The sequence below is a fragment of the Bacillus safensis genome (genome assembly GCF_039619585.1).
GTDB lineage: Bacteria > Bacillota > Bacilli > Bacillales > Bacillaceae > Bacillus > Bacillus safensis.
Window position 1 is genome coordinate 1,863,187 of the sequence record NZ_CP154909.1, and the last position, 21,991, is coordinate 1,885,177.

Annotated in this window: 12 protein-coding genes; 5 read left to right on the plus strand and 7 right to left on the minus strand. The window is 43.2% G+C overall.

The genetic code is table 11. The features are described from left to right. Positions 1-15: 15 nt before the first annotated feature. From nirB to AAYR28_RS09425, 3 genes are all read right to left on the minus strand, one after another. Positions 16-2,427 carry a nitrite reductase large subunit NirB gene (gene nirB, locus AAYR28_RS09415; RefSeq protein WP_080943454.1) on the minus strand — a complete coding sequence of 804 codons (2,412 nt, stop codon included), beginning with the start codon at positions 2,425-2,427 and terminating at the stop codon, positions 16-18. Between the two features lie 69 nt (positions 2,428-2,496). After that, positions 2,497-4,656, minus strand: coding sequence for an assimilatory nitrate reductase catalytic subunit NasC (gene nasC / locus AAYR28_RS09420; protein ID WP_111926579.1), 2,160 nt, complete (start codon positions 4,654-4,656; stop codon positions 2,497-2,499). Continuing rightward, positions 4,653-6,902 carry an FAD-dependent oxidoreductase gene (locus tag AAYR28_RS09425; protein WP_098677734.1) on the minus strand — a complete coding sequence of 750 codons (2,250 nt, stop codon included), beginning with the start codon at positions 6,900-6,902 and terminating at the stop codon, positions 4,653-4,655. Before AAYR28_RS09425 ends, nasC begins: the two co-directional genes overlap by 4 nt. Before the next feature lie 168 nt (positions 6,903-7,070). On the opposite strand from AAYR28_RS09425, the gene AAYR28_RS09430 reads away from it, so the two are divergent. Further along, the gene (locus tag AAYR28_RS09430) at positions 7,071-8,273 is read left to right on the plus strand and encodes an MFS transporter (RefSeq protein ID WP_034280687.1); all 1,203 of its coding nucleotides are present in this window, start codon (positions 7,071-7,073) and stop codon (positions 8,271-8,273) included. Positions 8,274-8,333: 60 nt separating this feature from the next. On the opposite strand, the gene gltD is transcribed toward AAYR28_RS09430, so the two are convergent. Further along, the gene (gene gltD, locus AAYR28_RS09435) at positions 8,334-9,818 is read right to left on the minus strand and encodes a glutamate synthase small subunit (protein ID WP_024428371.1); all 1,485 of its coding nucleotides are present in this window, start codon (positions 9,816-9,818) and stop codon (positions 8,334-8,336) included. A gap of 16 nt (positions 9,819-9,834) precedes the next feature. Further along, on the minus strand, positions 9,835-14,406 hold the full coding sequence (gene gltB, locus AAYR28_RS09440; protein WP_120208057.1) for a glutamate synthase large subunit: 4,572 nt from the start codon (positions 14,404-14,406) through the stop codon (positions 9,835-9,837). A 153-nt stretch (positions 14,407-14,559) separates the two neighbouring features. Between gltB and AAYR28_RS09445 the strand changes: the two genes are divergently transcribed. The 3 genes from AAYR28_RS09445 to AAYR28_RS09455 all read left to right on the plus strand — a co-directional run bounded on the left by AAYR28_RS09445 (position 14,560) and on the right by AAYR28_RS09455 (position 19,115). Next, complete coding sequence (locus AAYR28_RS09445; protein WP_046311400.1) at positions 14,560-15,462, plus strand: LysR family transcriptional regulator; 903 nt, start codon at positions 14,560-14,562, stop codon at positions 15,460-15,462. A 94-nt stretch (positions 15,463-15,556) separates the two neighbouring features. Further along, positions 15,557-17,293, plus strand: a complete 1,737-nt coding sequence (locus AAYR28_RS09450; RefSeq protein ID WP_046311402.1) for an ABC transporter ATP-binding protein — start codon at positions 15,557-15,559, stop codon at positions 17,291-17,293. Beyond that, entirely contained in the window at positions 17,286-19,115 is a 1,830-nt protein-coding gene (locus tag AAYR28_RS09455; RefSeq protein ID WP_120208059.1) for an ABC transporter ATP-binding protein, read from the plus strand. Before AAYR28_RS09450 ends, AAYR28_RS09455 begins: the two co-directional genes overlap by 8 nt. A 49-nt stretch (positions 19,116-19,164) precedes the next feature. Here AAYR28_RS09455 and AAYR28_RS09460 read toward each other — a convergent pair whose 3' ends face one another. Further along, positions 19,165-19,992 (minus strand): MerR family transcriptional regulator, encoded by an 828-nt coding sequence (locus AAYR28_RS09460; protein ID WP_120208061.1) that lies wholly within the window; start codon positions 19,990-19,992, stop codon positions 19,165-19,167. An 87-nt stretch (positions 19,993-20,079) separates the two neighbouring features. On the opposite strand from AAYR28_RS09460, the gene AAYR28_RS09465 reads away from it, so the two are divergent. Continuing rightward, the gene (locus tag AAYR28_RS09465; protein ID WP_120208063.1) at positions 20,080-20,652 is read left to right on the plus strand and encodes a GNAT family N-acetyltransferase; all 573 of its coding nucleotides are present in this window, start codon (positions 20,080-20,082) and stop codon (positions 20,650-20,652) included. A gap of 66 nt (positions 20,653-20,718) precedes the next feature. Here the strand turns inward: AAYR28_RS09465 and AAYR28_RS09470 are convergent, their stop codons facing one another. Then, positions 20,719-21,987, minus strand: a complete 1,269-nt coding sequence (locus tag AAYR28_RS09470; protein ID WP_120208064.1) for a glutamate-5-semialdehyde dehydrogenase — start codon at positions 21,985-21,987, stop codon at positions 20,719-20,721. Between the last annotated feature and the right edge of the window lie 4 nt (positions 21,988-21,991).

A 21,991-nucleotide genomic window follows, 5' to 3' on the forward strand; every position in this document is an offset into this window, starting at 1 on the left:
ATCCCTTCAATTGATTTATACGGAAGCCGTCGCTTTTTGAAATAATTGTCTCGTGTCTTTTTGACTCTCGCGAAGCTCCTGCCAAGGCTCTTCATATGTTGAAAGCGCAATGTCCATTCTTTCGATTAAGGCTGCTCGTTTTTCATCATCCAGGAGTACTGATTGAATATGATCTAACCCAAGTCGCTCAACCCAAGCAGAGGTTCTTTCTAAATAATTTGCCGTTTCTCTGTAATATTGCAGGTATGCTGCGGCCATTTGCTCTACTTCTTCTGCTGTACTGACCTTCATTAATAAATCTCCAGCCCGCAGGTGTGTGCCGCCATTTCCGCCGGCGTACAATTCAAACCCCCCATCTATCCCCACAATACCGAGGTCTTTAATTCCGGACTCTGCACAGTTTCTCGGACAAGCAGAGACGGCCATTTTTACTTTATGCGGTGTCGCAAGACCTTCAAATTTCTTCTCAAGTGCAATTCCAAGAGCCATGGAGTCCTGCGTGCCGAACCTGCAAAATTGTTCTCCAACACATGTTTTAACTGTTCTTAAAGATTTTCCATATGCATAACCCGATGGCATATCTAGATCCGCCCACACTTTAGGTAAATCTTCTTTTTTGACACCTAGAAGATCAATACGCTGACCGCCAGTCATTTTCACAAGCGGTATTTCATATTTGTCGACGACATCGGCTATTTTTCTCAAGTCATTTGCATTGGTGACGCCGCCGTACATTCGCGGAACAACTGAATAGGTGCCATCGTTTTGAATATTGGCGTGCATGCGTTCATTTACAAAACGTGAGCTCTTTTCATCTTTGTATTCAAGTGGATGAAGCATGCCTAAATAATAATTCAGTGCAGGGCGGCATTTTGAACAGCCCTCTTCTGTATTCCAGTCAAGTACATTCATCACTTCTTTGACATGCTGCAGCCCTTTCTCTTTGATTTCATGAATGACTTCATCTCGTGAAAGGGTAGTGCAGGCGCAGATGGTTTCTTTTTGGGCTGTCCGGCTTGCATCCTCACCTAGCGTATGCCAAAGAATCTCTTCGACAACAGGCTGACAGCCTCCGCAAGATCGTGAGGCACTTGTACATTGCTTGACTTCCTGAAACGTTGTTAAGCCTTCTTTCTGAATGGCTTCCACAATCTGCCCTTTTGACACGCCATTACAGCCGCAAACGATATGGTCGTTTGCCATGCTGTCAATCGTGCTTTCTTGCGCCGGATCATTGGAGGTTAAGACAGATACCTTCTCCATATCCGACATATCTATTCCTTCTTTAATGTACGAGAATAAACGAGGTCCGTCGCTTGTTTCTCCAAACATGACGGCGCCTACTAATCGGTTTTGCTGGAAGACGAGTTTTTGATAGATGCCTTTTTGTTCGTCAAAAATTTTAATCGCTTTTTTCTCATCGTTTTCAATAAAATCACCAGCTGAAAATACATCAACTCCTGATACTTTCAGCTGTGTTGACAGAACAGAGCCTTCATATGGAGCAGGGTTCAAGCCGCATACATGCTTGGCAAGTACAGTCGCTTGATCGTATAAAGGAGCAACTAATCCGTACGTTTGTCCCCTGTGTTCCACACATTCTCCGACGGCATAAATGCCCGGGACACTTGTTTCCATAAAATCATTGACGATAATCCCACGGTTCACTTCAAGCCCGCTTATTTCTGCAAGCATTTTACTTGGTTTAATTCCCGCAGCCATGACGACTAGGTCTGTCTCAAGTGTAGTGCCGTCTGAAAATGATAATCCTTCTACTCTTGTATCTCCTAAAATCTCATTTGTCTGTTTTCCTAACAGGAATTTCATCCCCTGTTCTTCTAATGCTTTTTGAAGAAGCTGGCCTGCAATAGGGTCTAGCTGGCGTTCCATTAAATGAGAGCTGAGGTGGATGACATTCACTTCCATGCCTAAGTTTAATAGACCGCGTGCTGCTTCAAGCCCAAGGAGTCCGCCTCCGATGACTGCTGCTTTTTTGTACATAGTAGAGGCATTGACCATTTCCTCAGTGTCTTGCAATGTACGAAAAGCCGTCACGCCTTTTTTATCACTCCCTGGAATTGGAAGGATGAATGGAAGTGACCCTGTTGCTAAAATCAATCGGTCATAATGCACGGTCCGTCCTTGATCACTGGTGACTGTTTGGTTCTCTGTATCGATCTTCACTATGGTCTCGTTTGTAAACAGTTGAATATCATGCTTTTGATACCAGTTCCAATCGTTTAACGTAATATCTTCGACCTTCGTATCCCCTTGAAGCACTTTCGATAAAAGAATTCGGTTATAGTTAGGATGCGGTTCAGTCCCAAATACCGTCATGTCGAAACGTTCGCCGTCTGTTTTTAAAATGTTTTCAAGGCTTCGAATGCCGGCCATACCGTTCCCCACTAATACGAGTTTTTCTTTCATGATAAAACACCCCTCATGTGATCATTTTTTAGAAAGTACCATAATCTAAACATAGATGGAAAATACATGTTAAAATTTCTCACATAGTTTTTCATTCACGTAGGCTGACAGCTGTACAGGACAATATTTAAAGCCTGGCATTTTACTGTGCGGATCTAGTTGGTCATCAATTAATTGATTAATTGATTGATGTTTGCTCCAGTGAAATGGAACAAATACGGTATCTTTTCGAATGGTGTCTGATATGCGGCATCTGATGATGACACTTCCTCTTTTTGACTTGATGGTCACGAGCTCCCCGTGCTGAAGTCCATACGTTTTCGCTGTGTCAGGGTGAAGCTCTGCATATGCTTCAAACTGTCTGGCAACAAGAGAGGTGCTCCTTCTTGTTTGAACGCCTGTTTGGTAATGAGCCATCACCCTGCCGGTCGTTAAATAAAGAGGGTATTCTTGACTGACGGGTTCCTTTGCAGCCTTTTTTCCATGTGTGACAACGGCAAACTTCGCTAAACTGTCAGAATGTGAGAATGCATGTTCAAATAATCTTTCAGTTCCCGGGTCTTCTAAATGAGTACAAGGCCACCTTATGCCTTGTTCCTTCCTCAGCCTTTCATAGGTTATGCCTGAATAATCAGCCTTTGCACCTTTCGTTACGGCTCTTATTTCCTCAAAGATCTCTTCTGCGGATGAAAAGGAAAAATGGCTGCCTTTGCCTAATACAGCTGCTATTTCACAAATGATTTGCCAATCGTGCTTTCTTTGGTGTTTAAGTGGATATGTTGCTTCTCTAAGCGTAACGCGCCCCTCTATGTTTGTCACGGTACCTTCATCCTCTAAATATGACGAAGTCGGTAAAATTACATCTGCCAGCGCAGCTGTCTCAGACATAAATAAATCAACGGCAACAAAAAAGGACAAGTTCTTGATGGCTTGCTGAATCAGGTGCGCGTTCGGCCCTGACTGGACAGGGTTTGAGCACATTAAAAAGAGCGCTTTGATCTCACCTGCCTCCATTTTTTCAAACATCTCAAAAGCAGACACACCCTTTCCTGGGAGTTCTTTTTCATCAATGTTCCATCGTTCAGCCATTTCTTTTCTGTGACCAGGGTTTGAGATATCTCGATATCCTGGAAGCTGATCTGCTTTTTGCCCATGCTCTCTTGCTCCCTGGCCATTTCCCTGGCCGGTTATTGCGCCATAGCCGCATCCAAAGCGGCCGATCTTCCCAGTAACAAGCAGAATATTCAGGAAATTACGCACAGAGGCTGTACCGTCTATTTGCTGCTCAATGCCTCTTGCTGTAAAAATCATGCCTGTCTTTTCTTGTGCGAATTTCCTTGCTATTTTCTGCATCACATCAATCGTCACGCCGGTTTGCTCAGCTATGTCTGGCAGGGAGATGCGTGAGATATGCTCCTTTAGTTCTTGGAAACCTGACGTTCGTTGATGAATAAATGATTCATCGATTAAATGCTCATGCATCATGATGTGCAATATGCCGTTTGCCAGTGCGGCATCTGACCCTGGTTTTAGGCTGACATGTAAATCGGCTAATTGGGCTGTCGGAGTTCTGCGCGGATCAATGACGATGAGAAATGCGCCATTGTTTTTCGCCTCTTCGATGTAGGGCAGGAAGGTTGGCTGACATTCCGCTATATTCGTTCCAACCAATATCAACACTCGTGCATGCTTGATGTCGCTGAGAGGAAAGGTCAGGCCACGGTCAAGTCCGAATGTTTGATTTGCGGCAGTTGCTGCCGAAGACATACATAGTCTCCCGTTATAATCGATGTATTTTGTTTTCAGCGCCACTCTTGCAAATTTCCCGAGTAAGTACGCTTCCTCATTTGTAATTGATGCGCTTCCGTACACACTGATCACATCATGGCCATGTGACAGCTGAAGAGATTCTATGTTTGTTTTGATTTCCTCAAGAGCCTCCTGCCATGTTGCTTTTACAAATTGTCCGTTTCTTTTGATCAGTGGGTGATTCAGGCGATCTTTATGAAGCGCGTGCTGGTGGGCATGCTGTCCTTTCATACAAAGTCTTCCGTGCGTAGTTGGATTGTGTACACCAATCGTTTGGTAGCGTGTTCGCCCTTCCACATGCTGCTCGATTAATTGCATTTTGCACTGCATACTGCAAAAAGGACATTGGGCTGGGAACACTCGCTTTTGTTCTTCCTGCTTTGATTTTTGCTGGGCATATTGTAAAAAAGATTGACTCATACCTTCACATCCTTATGACTTACATTTTCTTGTCTGCTTTGGTCAAATTGCGCACAGAGCTCTTCTCTTATTTCCTCATCAAGTAACTTTTCTCGAATAGAAATGTTCCCTTGCCGGGAAAGCCAATCACCAATGGATTCTTGAAAGTAAGCATTTTTTCTATACTCTTCAAGCAGCGCTTTTAAAAAAGGAATAAGCTCACTTGAATGAGCCAAGGTGTAAAAAAGCTGGCCTCCTATATAAATGTTCCATTCACCCAGCTGCTTTTTCAGACAGATGTCATCAATTGGAGCAAGTTTACACGTGCAGGAAGCACCGGTGATATGAATGGAGGTGACAGCTGGAAAAAGTGTATCTTCCACTTGTCTTTCCAGCTCTATCACAAGTGACGTGACTGCTGGATCACTGCAGTCGCATGAAAGGATATGAGATAGTCTTCTTTTCTCATTGGGCATAATTGGCCAATGATTTTTGACGATTTGTGCCGCCTGTTTTGACACACCGATAAGCCGTATTCGTTTATGCTTTGTCAGCTCTGCCTGCTCAATCAGCCTGTTCTCTAACAAAGACGTAATGATTTTCAAAAAATCCAAATCAAGCCGGCCTCCATATAATTGAGGAATCAACATGTCTTCCTGCTCAGCAGCGCCGATTTTTTCCACCGATCCTTGAAATTGCTCGAGATAGTATTGAATGGCCGGCCGGCAGATGCCGCAGCCGTGATTCGTTTTCCATTGAAAATGTCTTCTTATTTCTTCAGCATTCACCGGCTGCTGCTTTTTAATAAACGAAAAAATGGTCTGCTCATCTGCTTCTGTACATGGACAATAAAAGGCCTGCGATTCCGTTTGTTCATGTGATGATAACTGGCAGCAAGCACGGACGAGCTCTTGACACCCGCCGCACCCGGTTGCTGCCCCTGTCTGTTTTTTCACCTCTTCTAAGTTTGTCAGCTGATGAACCGAAATGCTTTTTAAAATCGTCCCTTTTGTAACGGTTTGACATTGGCAGACGAGATCTTCCATTTTTAATGAATCTAGTGGGGATGCTTGCTTTTCATAAAGGGATTTCATGACCACACTTTTATCACGTCCCACTTTCACATCTTGCAAAAGCTGATCGGCATGCTCCAGCTCTCCGACGAATAAAATGCCTGCCAGCGCCTCACGTTCAAAAACGAATTTTTTATATACCTCTTGCTCTTCATCTAAATAAGTCACAGCTGACATAAACGGAGAATGATGTTCAATACATCCAGCAGAATAAATCGGCAAATCAGGTACTTTTAATTTTGTTGAGTAAATGGGCTTGGGTGTATGTGTGATTTTTTCCCCTAAAAGATGCTTAGCGAGCACGCTTGCTTGTTCATAAATGGGCTGAACAAGACCGTGCACCATCCCTTTGTGCTCTGCACATTCTCCAATCGCATAAATATTTGGGATATTTGTCTCCATCACGTCATTGACAACAATGGCTTTTCTCGTGTGTATGCCATAATTCTCTGCAAGCTGTATATTCGGACGGATACCTGTTGTAAAAACAACAAGATCAGCCTCCACGATGTCGCCATTTTTCAATAGAACGCCTTCTACCCTCTCACCGCCTAAGCATGCAATGGTATGGGCATTTGTTTTCACCTGAATCCCTTTTCGTATAAATTGTCGCTGTAATAATCCGGCGGCTGTTTCATCTAATTGTCGCTGCATGAGCCGCTCCGTATGATGAATGATGGTGGTTTCCAGCCCCGCCATCTGTAGACCAGCTGCCACCTCCACACCAAGCACGCCGCCTCCGATCACTGCTGCTTGTTGATAATGCACCGCATCCGCACAAATGGCCTCATAATCATCAATTGTCCGAAAAGCGTATATCCCTTTTTTGGACACACCCTGAATAGGAAGAAAATTCGGCGATGAACCCGTTGCAATGACGAGCTTGTCATAGGGAATTTCCCGGCGCGCATCTGTCATGACACATTTTCGATTTGTATCGATATGTATAACTGATTCTCCTTTGTACAATGTGATGTCATGCGCTGTGTACCATTCTTTATCCTTTAGTTCAATTTGAGCTAATGATTCGCTTTTTTGTAAAATGGGCGAAAGTTTTATTCGATTGTAGGCAGAGTGCTTCTCTTTTCCAATGACTGTTATGGCGTAATGTTCTGGCTGCTTTTGAATGATCTCTTCGATACATTTCATACTCGCCATGCCGTTTCCGATAAACACAAGTTTGCGTTTTGTCATCTGAAATCAACCTTTCTAAGCCTCTGGCTCGAGCACTTTGTATGGATTGATTATGGCACACACTTGTAAAAAAGTGTTTATTCATGTCAATTTTTCTCACATAATACTTTCATTATATAAGTGAACTCGCTATCTTTAAGTCAGAAAATTCAATAGAGGAGGCGTTTTATGAAACTCTCAGAATTAAAATCAAGTGGTCATCCTAAGACATTGTTTGGTTCCTTTTTATATTTTGATGTGAGCTTTATGATCTGGGTTTTGTTAGGGGCGCTGGGTGCTTTTATTGCGCAAGATTTTGCTTTATCAACCGTAGAGAAAGGCATGATTGTGGCCATTCCAATTCTATCTGGTTCTTTTTTTCGGATTGTGCTCGGTTTATTCACCGATCGAATAGGACCTAAAAAGACTGCAGTGATGGGAATGCTTTTAACGACCATTCCGCTCATTTGGGGGTTTATCGCTGGTACAACCCTTTCAGAGCTCGTACTGATTGGGATTTTGCTTGGAGTAGCAGGAGCAAGTTTTGCTGTTGCTTTGCCAATGGCAAGCCGCTGGTATCCTCCTCACTTACAAGGAGTAGCTATGGGGATTGCAGGCGCGGGGAATAGTGGAACACTGATCTCCACATTATTTGGTCCAAGGCTTGCGGAGATTTACGGGTGGCATGCCGTAATGGGGCTCGCTCTGATTCCGTTAAGTCTTGTCTTTTTGTTCTTTATTTTCACTGCAAAAGATGCACCAAATCAGCCCGCTCCTCAGCCGATTCGGTCGTACTTTTCAGTATTTCAAGTGAAATCGACATGGTTTTTCTGTCTGCTTTATGCGATCACATTCGGAGGGTTTGTCGGGCTTTCTAGTTTCCTCAGTATTTTCTTTGTGGATCAATATGGGGTTTCGAAGATTCATGCTGGTGATTTTGTGACCCTTTGTGTGGCGGCAGGCAGCTTCTTTCGTCCTGTAGGCGGTCTCATTGCCGATAAAATAGGTGGAATGAAAGTACTGCTTGGATTATTCGGAATCATCGGCATCTGCTTAGGGGGAGTGAGCAGTCTTCCAGCTTTACCTGTGGTCATTGCGCTTTTATTTGCCGGGATGATGTGTCTTGGGATGGGGAATGGCGCTGTTTTTCAGCTGGTGCCTCAAGTATTTCATAAAGAAATTGGGATTGTGACCGGAATTGTTGGGGCTGCTGGAGGCATTGGCGGATTCTTTTTACCTAATATTCTTGGCAGTTTAAAAGAATTGACTGGCTCATATACGTTTGGCTTTTTGACCATTTCTCTTTTTGTTCTTATTGTCTTCCTCTGTTTAGTCGTATCGCAGCTTAAACGTAAAAAAGTGTTGATCAACCATACCATTTCTGAATCATAAAAAGCCATGACCACACGTTGGTCATGGCTTTTCTTTATATTGTAACACCCTTTGTTTGACCTATTTTGGCAGAACTGAACTCCCCATTAAATAACGGTCTACCTCGTGCGCCACTTGTCTGCCTTCATTAATTGCCCAGACAATCAAGCTTTGCCCGCGTCTTGCATCTCCCGCTGCAAATACGCCTTCTACATTTGTTGTATATTCCCCATACTTTGCGTCAATGCGATTGTTTTTGCTGTCCACGCCAAAGTGTTTCACAAGCGGCTGTTCAGTTCCCTCAAAACCAATTGCAATAAAGACGAGCTGAGCAGGCCATACCTTCTCTGTTCCTGGAATCTCATGAAATTCAAACTTCCCTTGTTCGTTTTTCACCTTTTCCATTTGAATGGTATGAAGCTCTTTTAATTTCCCATTTTTATCTGCCACAATTTTTGTGGTTTGAATTGAATATTGACGCGGATCTTCTCCGAATTTGGCTTGTGCTTCTTCATAAGCATAATCCAGCGAGAAGACATAAGGCTGTTCTGGCCACATGTTATCCCCTACACGTGTATCCGGAAGCTTTGGATGCTTCCCGAATTGAACAACACTTTTTGCTTTTTGGCGAAGTGCAGTTGCAACGCAGTCTGCACCTGTGTCTCCTCCGCCAATCACAATCACGTCTTTTCCTTTTGCATCAATGAAGTTTTTGTCTTTAAATCCTGAATCAAGCATGCTTTTCGTTGCGAGGGTTAAATAATCCATCGCAAGGTGAATTCCTTTTGCTTCCCGGCCTTCAATCAACAGATCACGCTGCTTTTGTGCACCTGTACAAAGGATAACGGCATCAAACTGCTCTTTCAGTTCATCAGCAGTAATATCCACACCGATTTCTGTGTTCGTCACAAAGTCAATGCCTTCTTGTCTTAGAAGTTTGACTCTTCGCTCGACCACTTCTTTATCGAGCTTCATATTCGGAATCCCGTATGTCAGCAGTCCGCCAAGACGGTCAGAACGCTCGAACACTGTTACAGCGTGCCCTGCTTGGTTTAATTGATCAGCACTTGCAAGTCCTGCTGGTCCTGAGCCGACAATGGCAATTTTCTTCCCTGTACGGCTTGAAGGGATTCTTGGTGTGATCCATCCATTTTCAAAGCCTTTATCAATGATCGTACGTTCGATATTTTTAATCGAAACAGCTGGATCATTGATAGCGACTGTACATGACCCTTCACAAGGTGCCGGACATACTCTCCCAGTAAACTCTGGGAAATTATTTGTTTTTTGAAGTCTTTCGAGAGCTTCTTTCCATCTTCCGCGATAGACAAGATCATTCCACTCTGGAATTAAATTGTAGATCGGGCAGCCAGACACGCCGCCCCTGATCTCCATCCCAATTTGACAAAACGGTGTTCCGCAATCCATACATCTAGCGCCCTGCTTTTTCAATACGTCATCTGTATAAGGAGCTGAATATTCTTTCCAGTCATTTTGACGAGTGAGAGGGTCACGTTCATTTGGCTTTTCTCTTTTATAATCCATAAAACCTGTTGCTTTGCCCATTGTCCTCTCCCCTTTCTTAATGAGCGAGGGCTGCTTTTTGCCCGTTTGCCGTTTCTTGATTTTTCGGTTTTGTGTTTGCTTCAAAGGCAAACATCACCGCTTCTTCATGACTGAGGCCCGCTTGTTTTTGTTCTTCGATGCTTTGAAGCATCATTTTGTAATTTCTCGGAATGACTTTGATGAATTGATCCTTTTCTTGCTCCCAGTTTTCAAGAAGTGCTGCTGCTTTTGAGCTGTTTGTATAATCAAGGTGTTCCTTGATCATTTGTTTCACTTCTTGTTCTTCTTCATGATCTGTGAGCTTTTCAAACATGATCATTTCCATATTGCACATTCTTTTGAACTGTTTTGCATCCGATGTATGGATGTAAGCCACACCGCCAGACATACCTGCACCAAAGTTTTTCCCAACGTCTCCTAAAATAACGACACGTCCGCCAGTCATGTATTCACAGCCGTGATCTCCGATTCCTTCAACAACCACATGTACACCTGAATTACGAACAGCAAATCGTTCACCAGCACGCCCGTTAATATAAGCTTTTCCGCTAGTTGCGCCGTAAAATGCGACGTTTCCTACAATGACGTTTTCATGTCCATTTTGTACAAAATGATCAGACGTTTTAACAGCAATTTTGCCTCCTGAGAGTCCTTTGCCGATATAGTCATTTGAATCACCTGTTAAATAGAGAGACATGCCCTTTGGCACAAATGCGCCGAAGCTTTGTCCAGCTGAACCAGTGAATCTTAGTGTGATGGTATCCTCTGGCAAGCCCTCTTCCCCGTAGCGCTTAGACACTTCACTGCCAGTAATAGTTCCGGCCACACGGTTGATATTGCGAATGTTCAATGATAGATCAACCGGTGTTTGATGATTCAGCGCTTCTTGCACATAAGGAAGGATTTCATTCATATCCAGCGATTCATCAATTTTATGATTTTGTGGTGTTCTGAATGTCCGCGCTCCTTCTGGCTGATAAAGCAATGTTTCAAGGTTTAGCTGCCCTGCTTTCCAGTGAGCTTTTGCTCGTTCACTGACCGCTAGGACGTCCGTGCGTCCGATTAATTCATCCATTGATGTAAAGCCGAGTTCCGCTAAGATTTCTCTTACTTCCTCTGCAATAAACATCATGAAGTTCACAATGTGATCGGGGTTACCCATGAATTTTTTGCGGAGCTCTGGATTTTGTGTGGCTACACCGACTGGGCAAGTATCTAAATGACATGCTCTCATCATCACGCAGCCCAGCACGACAAGTGGAGCTGTCGCAAAGCCATACTCTTCTGCTCCTAAAATCGCAGCCATCACAACGTCGCGGCCAGTCATTAACTTTCCGTCTGTTTCAAGAACGACTCTCTCGCGAAGACCATTTAACACAAGGGTTTGATGCGCTTCTGCCAATCCAAGCTCCCAAGGAAGCCCTGTGTGTTTAATACTCGTTTTCGGTGAAGCTCCAGTACCGCCGTCATAACCACTGATGACAATGACGTCCGCAGTTCCTTTTGCTACACCTGCTGCAATCGTGCCAACGCCGGCTTTAGATACAAGCTTGACACTGATGCGTGCATCACGGTTCGCGTTTTTCAAATCATGAATCAGCTGTGCCAAATCTTCAATGGAATAAATATCATGATGCGGCGGTGGTGAAATCAATCCGACACCTGGCGTAGAACCACGTACATCGGCAACCCAAGGATACACTTTATTTCCTGGCAGCTGTCCGCCTTCTCCAGGTTTTGCTCCTTGCGCCATTTTAATTTGCAGTTCATCTGCATTGACTAAGTAATGACTTTTCACACCAAATCGGCCAGAAGCGATTTGTTTAATTGCACTTCTGCGGTCATCACCATGTTCATCTACTGTAAAGCGGGCAGGATCTTCTCCGCCTTCTCCGCTGTTACTTTTACCGCCAATTCGGTTCATCGCAATCGCAAGTGCCTCATGCGCTTCTTTACTTAAAGATCCAAATGACATGGCACCTGTCTTAAAGCGGCGCACGATGGATTCAGCAGATTCAACCTCTTCCAGACGAACCGGCTTTTGTTTTGGCTGAAATGCAAACAAGTTTCTGAGGAAGCCGATTCTTTCTTCATCCGCTGCTTTTGTATATTGTTTAAATAGATCGTAATCTTCATTACGGCATGCCCACTGGAGCGTATGGATCGTTTTTGGGTTAAAAGCATGATGTTCTCCATTTTTTCTCCACTGGAATTCACTGCCTGATTCAAGTGTCTGGTCAGTTGCTGCTTGATACCCTGCTTCATGGCGGAGTTTTGCCTCATGAGCAATGGTGTCAAGATCAATTCCGCCAAGCTGAGAAGCTGTTCCTGTGAAATACACTTGAATGACGTCTTCACTAATCCCAACTGCTTCAAAGATTTGCGCGCCTCTATAGCTTTGCACAGTGGAAATCCCCACTTTGGACATGACTTTGACGACACCTTCTGTCACGCTTTTACCAAACTTTGTAACAGCTTCATCAAAGCTGATCGAAATCGCTTCGTCTGCAATCAGCTGTTTGTACGTTTCATAGACAAGGTAAGGGTGAATCGCATCTGCGCCGTAGCCAATTAGTGCGGCAAAATGATGGACCTCTCTCACCTCTCCAGATTCAACGATCAGACTGACCTTTGTCCGCAGGCCTTGACGCACAAGATGCTGATGAAGTGCACTTAGCGCAAGAAGTGGTGGAATCGGTACTTTTTGTTCTGTCATTTCACGATCTGAAAGGATTAATAAAGAGACACCTTCTCTGATCGCTTTTTCCGCCTCTTCAAACATCGCATCCAGTCCGCGTTTTAAATCATCGGTGAAAAGTGTATGGATTGTTTTGCTTTTAAAGGCATTATGAACAATCGTTTTCAAGCCGTTAAATTGCCCGCTCGTTAAGACCGGTGTATAAAGTTTAATTCTTCGGCATGAATATTCATTCGGATGTAAAATATCGCCTTCGGCACCTAACCAAGTCATGGTTGATGTCACGAGCTGCTCACGAATGGCATCAATCGGCGGGTTCGTGACTTGTGCAAACAGCTGCTTAAAATAATGAAAAAGAGACTGCGCACGATCTGATAACACAGCAAGCGGTGTGTCACTTCCCATTGAACCGATTGGATCCTTGCCTTCTTCTAGTAAAGGAATTAAATACTTTTGAATGTCTTCATACGTATAATGGAACGCACGCTGACGTGTCAATAAATCATCCATTATACTAGAATTTTCTGAATTTTCTTCCGAGCGATTGACGTGGACCATTTCTTCATCGAGCCATTTTTGATAAGGAAGTTCATTCGCAATGGTCGATTTCACTTCTTCGTCAGAAATAATTCGTCCTTCTTCTAGATCAATGAGCAGCATTTTACCAGGCTCAAGTCGATCTTTATACTTAACATCTTCTTCATTTGTGTCGATTACGCCAACCTCAGAAGAGAAAATGATATGATCATCATTCGTGACATAATATCTTGCCGGTCTTAATCCATTTCGGTCTAAGATGGCCCCGATTTGTTTCCCGTCAGTAAAGGAAATCGCTGTTGGTCCATCCCACGGCTCCATGAGAGAACTATGGTATTCATAAAATGCCCGTTTCTCTTTCGACATGTGCGTGTTTTCCGTCCAAGGCTCAGGAATCAGCATCATTGCTGTATGAGCAGGTGTACGGCCTGCAAGCACAAAGAATTCAAAGGCATTGTCTAAAATGGATGAATCACTTCCGTCTGCATTCAGTACTGGCAAAATCTTGTCTAAATCGTCTCCGAAGGCTTCAGATACGAATTGTTGTTCTCTTGCTCTCATCCAATTGATGTTCCCTCTTAATGTGTTGATTTCTCCGTTGTGAATTAAGTAACGGTTTGGATGGGCTCTTTCCCATGTAGGAAATGTATTTGTACTAAATCTTGAATGAACAAGCGAAAATGCAGAAACAAATGTTTCATCCTGTAGATCAAGATAAAAAGCATCGACTTGATCTGATGTTAAAAGCCCCTTGTATACGATGGTTTGACTAGACAGGCTGACAAAGTAAAATTGTTTTTCTTCTCTTGTTCCCCAGTTCTCAGCCTGTTTACGGATGACATATAATTTTCGTTCAAATGACAAACGATCTGTGATCTTGTCGTTTGCTCCAATAAAGACCTGTCTCACAACCGGACAGCTCTTCGCTGCGACAGTACCAATTTTTCCGGCATCGACAGGAACCGTTCTCCAGCCAATTAATGTTTGGCCTTCTTGTTTAATGAACCCGTTGATTTTCTGTTCGATGGCTTGACGCGTTTTTTCGTCATCATCTTTTGAAAAGAAGACCATTCCTACCCCGTAACGGCCTTTTTCAGGAAGTGCAAATTCTTTGCAGTTCTTTCTAAAGAAAGCGTCTGGCAGCTGTACCATTAAACCGGCACCATCACCTGTATACGGATCACTGCCTTGCCCGCCGCGATGATCAAGCTGGCACAGCATTTGTAATCCCTTTTTGACGATGCTATGTGTCGCCTCCCCTTTTAAATGGGCGTACAGTCCGATTCCACATGCATCATGTTCAAATTCAGGACGGTAGAGACCTTGTGGTTGTGGTAGTTGATTATAAGTCATCGTTTCTCTCCCCCGTTTAAAAGATCCGTTTTTTCACAGTAATAAAATCTCACAAACTCTGTAACTTATTTTAAGTTTTCAAATTGATATAAACAATATATAATTTAGATCAAAACAATCTCTTTTTGAGATAGATGGGTGTGAAGTGCAAAAATGGAGCTTCGTCAGTTACGTTATTTTGTAGAAGTCGCAGACCGTGAACACGTGTCAGAAGCGGCTGAAAACTTACATGTTGCCCAATCTGCCATCAGCCGGCAGATTGCGAATTTAGAAGAAGAACTTGGAGTGGCCTTATTCGAACGAGAAGGACGAAATATCAAATTAACGAAGATCGGCAGACAATTTTTAGAGCATGTCAGAACTGCACTCAAAGCCATTGATTATGCGAAAGAGCAAATTGATGAATACTTAGATCCGCACAAAGGAACGGTGAATATTGGCTTTCCTACAAGTCTAGCAAGCCAAGTACTCCCTTCTGTCATCTCCGCCTTTAAGCAGGAATATCCAGAGGTCGATTTTTTACTTCGTCAAGGATCCTATAAATTTCTTATTGAAGCGGTCAAAAATCGAGATATCGATCTCGCCTTTTTAGGACCCGTACCGACAAACGATTCTCAAATAGAAGGAAATATTTTGTTTTCCGAAAGCATTTATGCCCTTTTACCGGTTAGCCACCCCTTTAGTGGACAAAGAAGTATTCATTTAAGTGATTTAAGAAAGGATCATTTCGTGTTATTTCCTGAAGGGTATGTGTTGAGACAAATTGCGGTTGATGCTTGCAAGCAGGCAGGCTATGAGCCTACCATTTCATCTGAAGGAGAAGATTTGGATGCCATTAAAGGTCTCGTATCTGCAGGTATGGGCGTTACCTTATTACCCGAAAGCGCCTTTTATGAAACAACACCGCGATTTACAGTGAAAATTCCGATCGATTTCCCTCAAGTGAGAAGAACGGTTGGAATTATTGCATCTAAAACGCGCGAAATGTCTCCTTCTGCCCATGATTTTTATGTGTTTGTGAAGGATTTCTTTTCTAAAATTGAACAATATAAATAATTCACTAAAACAAGACATTTCATTTGTAGAAATAATCCCACTTTGTATATGATGGGTTACAGAACAAAAGACTATATGGAAGAAAGGTATTCATATGAAATCAATTTTATCGTTTTTAAAGCCGTATCGGCTGTCCGTTGTGTCCATTGTCATTCTCACCTTTTTAAGCAGTATGCTTCAGCTGTATTTACCGACGTTAACAGCAGATATCGTTGATGTCGGTATCGTCCAGGGAGATATTGCTTACATATGGAAGGTTGGCGGCTGGATGGTGGCTTGTTCTTTACTCGCCATTTTGCTCACCATTTGGAAGTCTTACTTGTCATCAAAAACAGCACTTGGCTTCGGGCGTGATATGAGAAGACAGCTGTTTGTGCATGTCGAACAATTTTCATTAGAAGAATTTCAAAAGATCGGCACGTCTTCCTTTATTACGAGATCAACAAATGATGTGAAACAAGTCCAAGATGTGACGATTATGATTTTACAAATGATGACGCGGGCCCCGCTCATGCTTGTAGGCGGAATTATTTTGGCTGTTTCCAGGGATGCTGTCCTGTCTCTTATCTTTTTAGCGGCCCTCCCCCTTCTTGGCGGATTCATCTATTTAGTGTCAAGAAAAGCCATCCCGCTATTCGGCCAGCTTCAGAAAAAAACAGACCGGCTGAATTTAATTATGCGAGAATCTCTTTCAGGCATCCGCGTCATTCGCGCCTTTAACCGTGTGGATGATGAAAAGGAGCGATTCCAAGAAGCCAACACGTCCTATAAGGATACTGGTCTTAGAGTCAACCGATTAATGGCTTACTTGTTTCCATTTATGCTGATTATCATGAACTTCACGAATATCGGCATTGTCTGGCTTGGCGCAAACCGAATTGATGCCGGAGAAATGGAAGTTGGAAATCTCATTGCCTTCATTCAATATGCGATGATGATTTTAATGGCGCTTATTATGCTGTCGATGAGCTTTATTATGGTCCCAAGAGCACAAGCGTCAGCTAAACGCATGAATGAAGTGTTAAACATGGAACCAAAGATTAAAGACAAAGAAGAGTCTATCACTGACCTTCACGAGCCCGCCCAATCCATTCGCTTTGAGGATGTGTCATTTTATTACTCAAATGCTGAGAAACCGGCCGTTCAAGGTATCACGTTTGAAGCTAAAACTGGTGAAACAACAGCCATTATCGGAAGTACGGGTTCTGGGAAAACAACACTTCTCCAGCTGATGACGCGCTTTTATGAAGTGACAGAAGGCCGGATTACACTAGATGGTGTAGATATTAGAGAGCTGCCTCAAGAGAAACTGAGAAACCAGATGGGCTATGTCTCTCAAAAAGCTGTTCTATTCAGTGGAACCATTGCCGAGAATGTACGCTTTGGCAAGCAGGATGCAAGCGATGAAGACATCTGGCAGGCGCTGCGAACTGCGCAGGCCGAAGAATTTGTTTTGCAAAAAGATGGCGGAATTGATGCAGAAATTGATCAAGGTGGTTCCAATCTATCCGGCGGCCAAAAGCAGCGGCTTTCCATTGCAAGGGCGCTAGTGAGAAAACCATCATTCTATCTGTTTGACGATAGCTTTTCAGCACTTGATTACAAAACAGATGCAAAGCTGCGGGCATCATTAGAAGCAGAAAAAGCTCATGCAGCCCTCATCATTGTGGCTCAACGAATCAGTACAGTGAAGCATAGTGATAAAATCATTGTACTTGATGAAGGAAAAATTGCAGGTATCGGAACACATGAACAATTAATAAAGGATAATCTTGTATATCAAGAGATTGTCGCATCTCAGGAAGGTCAGGAGGTGAGCGAGGATGAGTAAAAAAATGTCTTCCGGCATGGGCCATAAAGGCGGCCACCCTAAAGGGCCAGCCGCAAAACCAAAGGAATTTAAGAAAACACTGCTTCGTTTGACAGGCTATTTAAAACCAAGGAAATTTCAGCTGATCATCGTCTTTATTGCAGCGATTGGTTCAACTGTCTTTAATGTCATTAGTCCAAAGCTGCTCGGGGATGCCACCTCTTCCCTATTTGACAGCTTTACGAATGGAACAGACGTTCAATTTGATGTCATTTCACGAATTCTTTTGCTGCTTGTCGTGCTGTACGTCGTTGCTTCCCTCTTTTCATTCGTTCAGCAATATGTCATGGCTGGTGTCTCTCAACAGACCATTGCTGAATTACGGCAGGAAGCAAATGACAAGCTCACACGTCTCCCCCTTCGTTATTTTGATAAAACAACCCACGGGGACACGCTGAGCCGTGTGATGAATGATATCGATAATATTAATACATCGCTTCAGCAGGCGCTCACCCAAGTGATTACTTCTGTGATTACAGTCATTGGGATTGTCGTCATGATGCTCTTCATCAGTCCGCTGCTTACGTTGCTTGTTTGTTTGACGCTGCCACTCAGCCTGTTTGCGATTCGCGGCATTACGTCATTTTCTCAAAAGCATTTTAAAGCGCAGCAAAAAGAGCTTGGCACGATCAATGGACATATTAATGAGATGTTCACAGGACATCAGACTGTTCGTGCGTATGGCTACGAAAAGAAAGCAATCGATACATTTGATGAATTAAACGAAAAGCTGTATGAATCTTCAAGGAAAGCGCAGTTCATTTCTGGTTTAATGATGCCAATGATGACCTTTATCGGGAACCTTGGCTATGTGGCAGTCAGTGTAGCCGGCGGGATTCTAGTCATTAACGGGAATATTCGTGTCGGGGATGTGCAGGCGTTTATCCAATACACACAGCAAATGTCTCAGCCGCTTGTTCAAGCATCAAGCGTCGCAAACTTAGTTCAATCGGCGATCGCTTCTGCTGAAAGGGTGTTTGAAATCCTAGATGAGGAAGAAGAAAGTACCGAAGAAGATGCGGCAATTGATCTTGCATCACTCTCAGGCGATGTGAGCTTTGAACAAGTTCAATTCGGATATGAAAAAGATCATCCGATTATTAAAGATTTGAATTTAGATGTGCAAGAAGGACAGACTGTTGCCATTGTCGGACCAACAGGCGCGGGAAAAACGACCATCATTAACCTTTTAATGCGTTTTTACGAATTAGATCAAGGCTCCATACGCATTGGCGGTGTCAAAACAACTGACCTCAGCCGTCAGCAAGTACGAGAATTATTTGCGATGGTTCTTCAAGATACATGGCTCTTTGAAGGAACGATTTACGACAACATTGCCTATGGCAGGCAGCACGTTTCCAAAGAGGATGTCATCAAAGCCGCCAAACATGCCTATGCAGATGATTTCATCCGCACGCTTCCAGATGGATATGACACACTGTTAACAGAAGATGCAGGCAACCTGTCTCAAGGTCAGCGCCAGCTGTTAACCATCGCCCGTGCCATTTTATCTGATCCAAAGATCTTGATATTAGATGAAGCAACAAGCAGTGTGGATACACGGACAGAGATGCATATTCAAAAAGCAATGAATGAATTGATGAAAGGCAGAACGAGCTTTGTGATTGCACACAGACTTTCAACGATTAAGGATGCAGACCTTATTTTAGTCATGAAGGATGGAAGCATCATTGAAAAAGGATCGCACAGCGAACTCTTAAAACAAAAAGGCTTCTATGCAGACTTATATATGAGTCAATTTGCCGAAAATCAAGTGGGATAACATCAAAAAAGAGGATAGACACGCATGTCACATGCTGTCTATCCTCTTTTCAATTGTCATCTGCTCGCTTCTTCACTTTTACACTGAGCTTCGTTATATACTCTGCTTCATCTTTAGACATGAGCGAATGAAGTAAATACTCCTCAAATACATCTCCATCCAGCATCATGCCCTCTTTCTCGATTTCATCTAACAAATGCGAATAAGCAGATTCGATCTGATCAAATGCTCCTTGATCATACATCACCGCATAGAGCCCGCCAGGTTTTTTGACTGCCCCCGGGCCATCCATTCGGCAGAACAGCTGATCTGACTGATGATAGTGCCGCTTACGGAACTGCTCCTTTTTTAAGACAGAACCATTTGCCGCAGCCCCTTTTATGCCAACTCCCTTTAAAAATTCCCCTACAATACGTGATATTTCTTCTACAGGTGTATTGAAGTCGATCGGGTTTGATGCACTTAGTACAACGGGTTCTTCTGGCAGCTCTTGAAACAGGACCTCCCCTATTTTCACATTTGCTAATTCAAGTGTCGTCTCCATCACCCGCATAAGAAAAGCCTGGATGTCTTGAAGTTTTTCAATCTCTTGTTTGACCTTTTTTATTTGGTCGGCCGCTAGGCTTTGCAGTCTCTCGCGGGAAGGTTCTGTGAAATATTGTTTTAACTCTTTGATCGGAAATTGAACAGCTCGCAACGATTGAATCGCAATAAAATGGTCAAATTGCTCAAGTGTATAGTAACGGTATCCATTTTCGTGAACACCAGCCGGCTTAAATAAATCGATTTTATCATAATACAGAAGCGTATCTTTTTTGACATCAAATAGCTTGGCAAATTCTCCAGTGAAAAACGTTTTTTGCACATCATTGATCATGATAAAGGCTCCTTTCTTGACTATGGAGTAACTCCATCCTTTATCATAACATCCAGAAACACCACTACGCAGGGAAAGGATAAGAAAATGAACAAAATAATTCAACATGAAGTGACATTAGCACATGCAAATAAAGAGGACTTCCCTTCTATGAAAAAAGAGCTTCAGAAAGCTTTTACAGCAGGCGTGATCGACGCATTTGGCGATGCGCATGGTGGACCAATTCCTCCAGATGAAGTGATTGATGAATCTTTTCATTCCAATGACCACATTGTTTATCATATTATGCTAAATGGTGAAAAGGCAGGCGGCGTTGTGATCAAAATCAACCAAGAGACACATCACAACTCGGTTGATTTGCTATACATTTCATCATCCTCTCACGACCGGGGCATTGGTCAGGCAGCATGGAAAGCCATCGAGGCGCAATATCCAGAAACGATTGTATGGGAGGTTGTGACTCCATACTTTGAAAAACGCAACATTCATTTTTATGTCAATAAATGCGGTTTTCAAATAGTTGAATTTTATCACTTACACCATCCAGATCCAAACGCACATCATGAAGCACATCACGGCAATGAACCTTTAGCACCTGAGGAATTTGAATTTTTTAAATTTGAGAAGGTCATGAAGAAAAATTGTGCAAACGTAGGATAACGTGTATTTCTTTTAAATAAAGTTAAAAACACTACCTCATAAAAAGGTAGTGTTTCTTGAATCTTTCTAGCTTCTAATCTGACCATCACCACTTAGAAGCAGCTTAGTTGTCGTAAGTGCAGGGAGTCCCATTGGCCCTCTTGCGTGCAGTTTTTGAGTAGAGATGCCGATTTCAGCTCCATAGCCAAGTGCGCCGCCGTCTGTAAAGCGAGTCGATGCGTTATGGTAAACGGCTGCCGCATCGACTTCGTTTAGAAACGTGAGTGCATTTTTTTCATCTTCTGTCACGATGGCTTCTGAATGCTTTGTGCCGTACTGATCGATATGGCTGATTGCTTCCTCAATTGAATCGACTACCTTTACTGCAAGATCCAGACTTAAATACTCATCTGTCCAATCCACTTCTCCAGCAGGAACCGCGTTTGAGAAGTAAGACTCTGCTGCCTGGTCGCCATGTACAGTGACACGGTGCTCCTGCAAAGCTTCATTTAATGAGGCTGCATTCTCTTTCAGCCAATCGCGATGAATAATCAGCGTCTCAAGTGCATTACATACGGCCGGACGATTCGTTTTCGCATTGATTACAATCTCAATGGCTTTTTTCACATTCGCGGTTTGATCAACATAGACATGACAGTTTCCTGTCCCTGTTTCAAGCACTGGGATAGTGGATTCTTCTACCACTGTTTTGATTAAAGATGCTCCGCCTCGCGGAATTAAAACATCAATCCATTCTTTTAGTTGAAACATCGCCTGAACCGATGAACGGTCTGTTTGTTCAATCAATTGCACCGCATCACGAGGAATCTTTGTTTGATCCAATGCTTCATGGATCACACTGACGATGGCTTTGTTGGAAGAAATAGCGGAGGAACCGCCTTTTAAAATCACTGAGTTGCCTGCCTTAAGGGCAAGGCCTGCTGCATCGACAGTGACATTCGGTCTCGCTTCATAGATCATCCCGATCACGCCGAGCGGTACTCTTCGGCTTTTCACGTGTAAGCCGTTATCAAGAGTCCATTCATCCAATATTTCTCCAACAGGATCTGTTAATCTCGTCACAAGCCGCAAACTTTCAGCAAAATCGTGAATTCTTTCTTCATTTAACATTAATCGATCCATGAGTGCCTCTGAGAAGCCCTTTTCTTTCCCAGCATCTAAATCCTTTTGATTCTCCTGTAAAATGAAACGGCTGTTTTGCTCTAACGCTTCTGCCATTTTAAGCAGCGCGTCATTTTTTTCCTCTGTCTGAAGTAAACCGAGTTTTTTTGAAACATGCTTTGCTTTCTTCGCTTTTTCTTTGACCGATGTGACAACTTCAGCTGTCAGTGTCATGGAA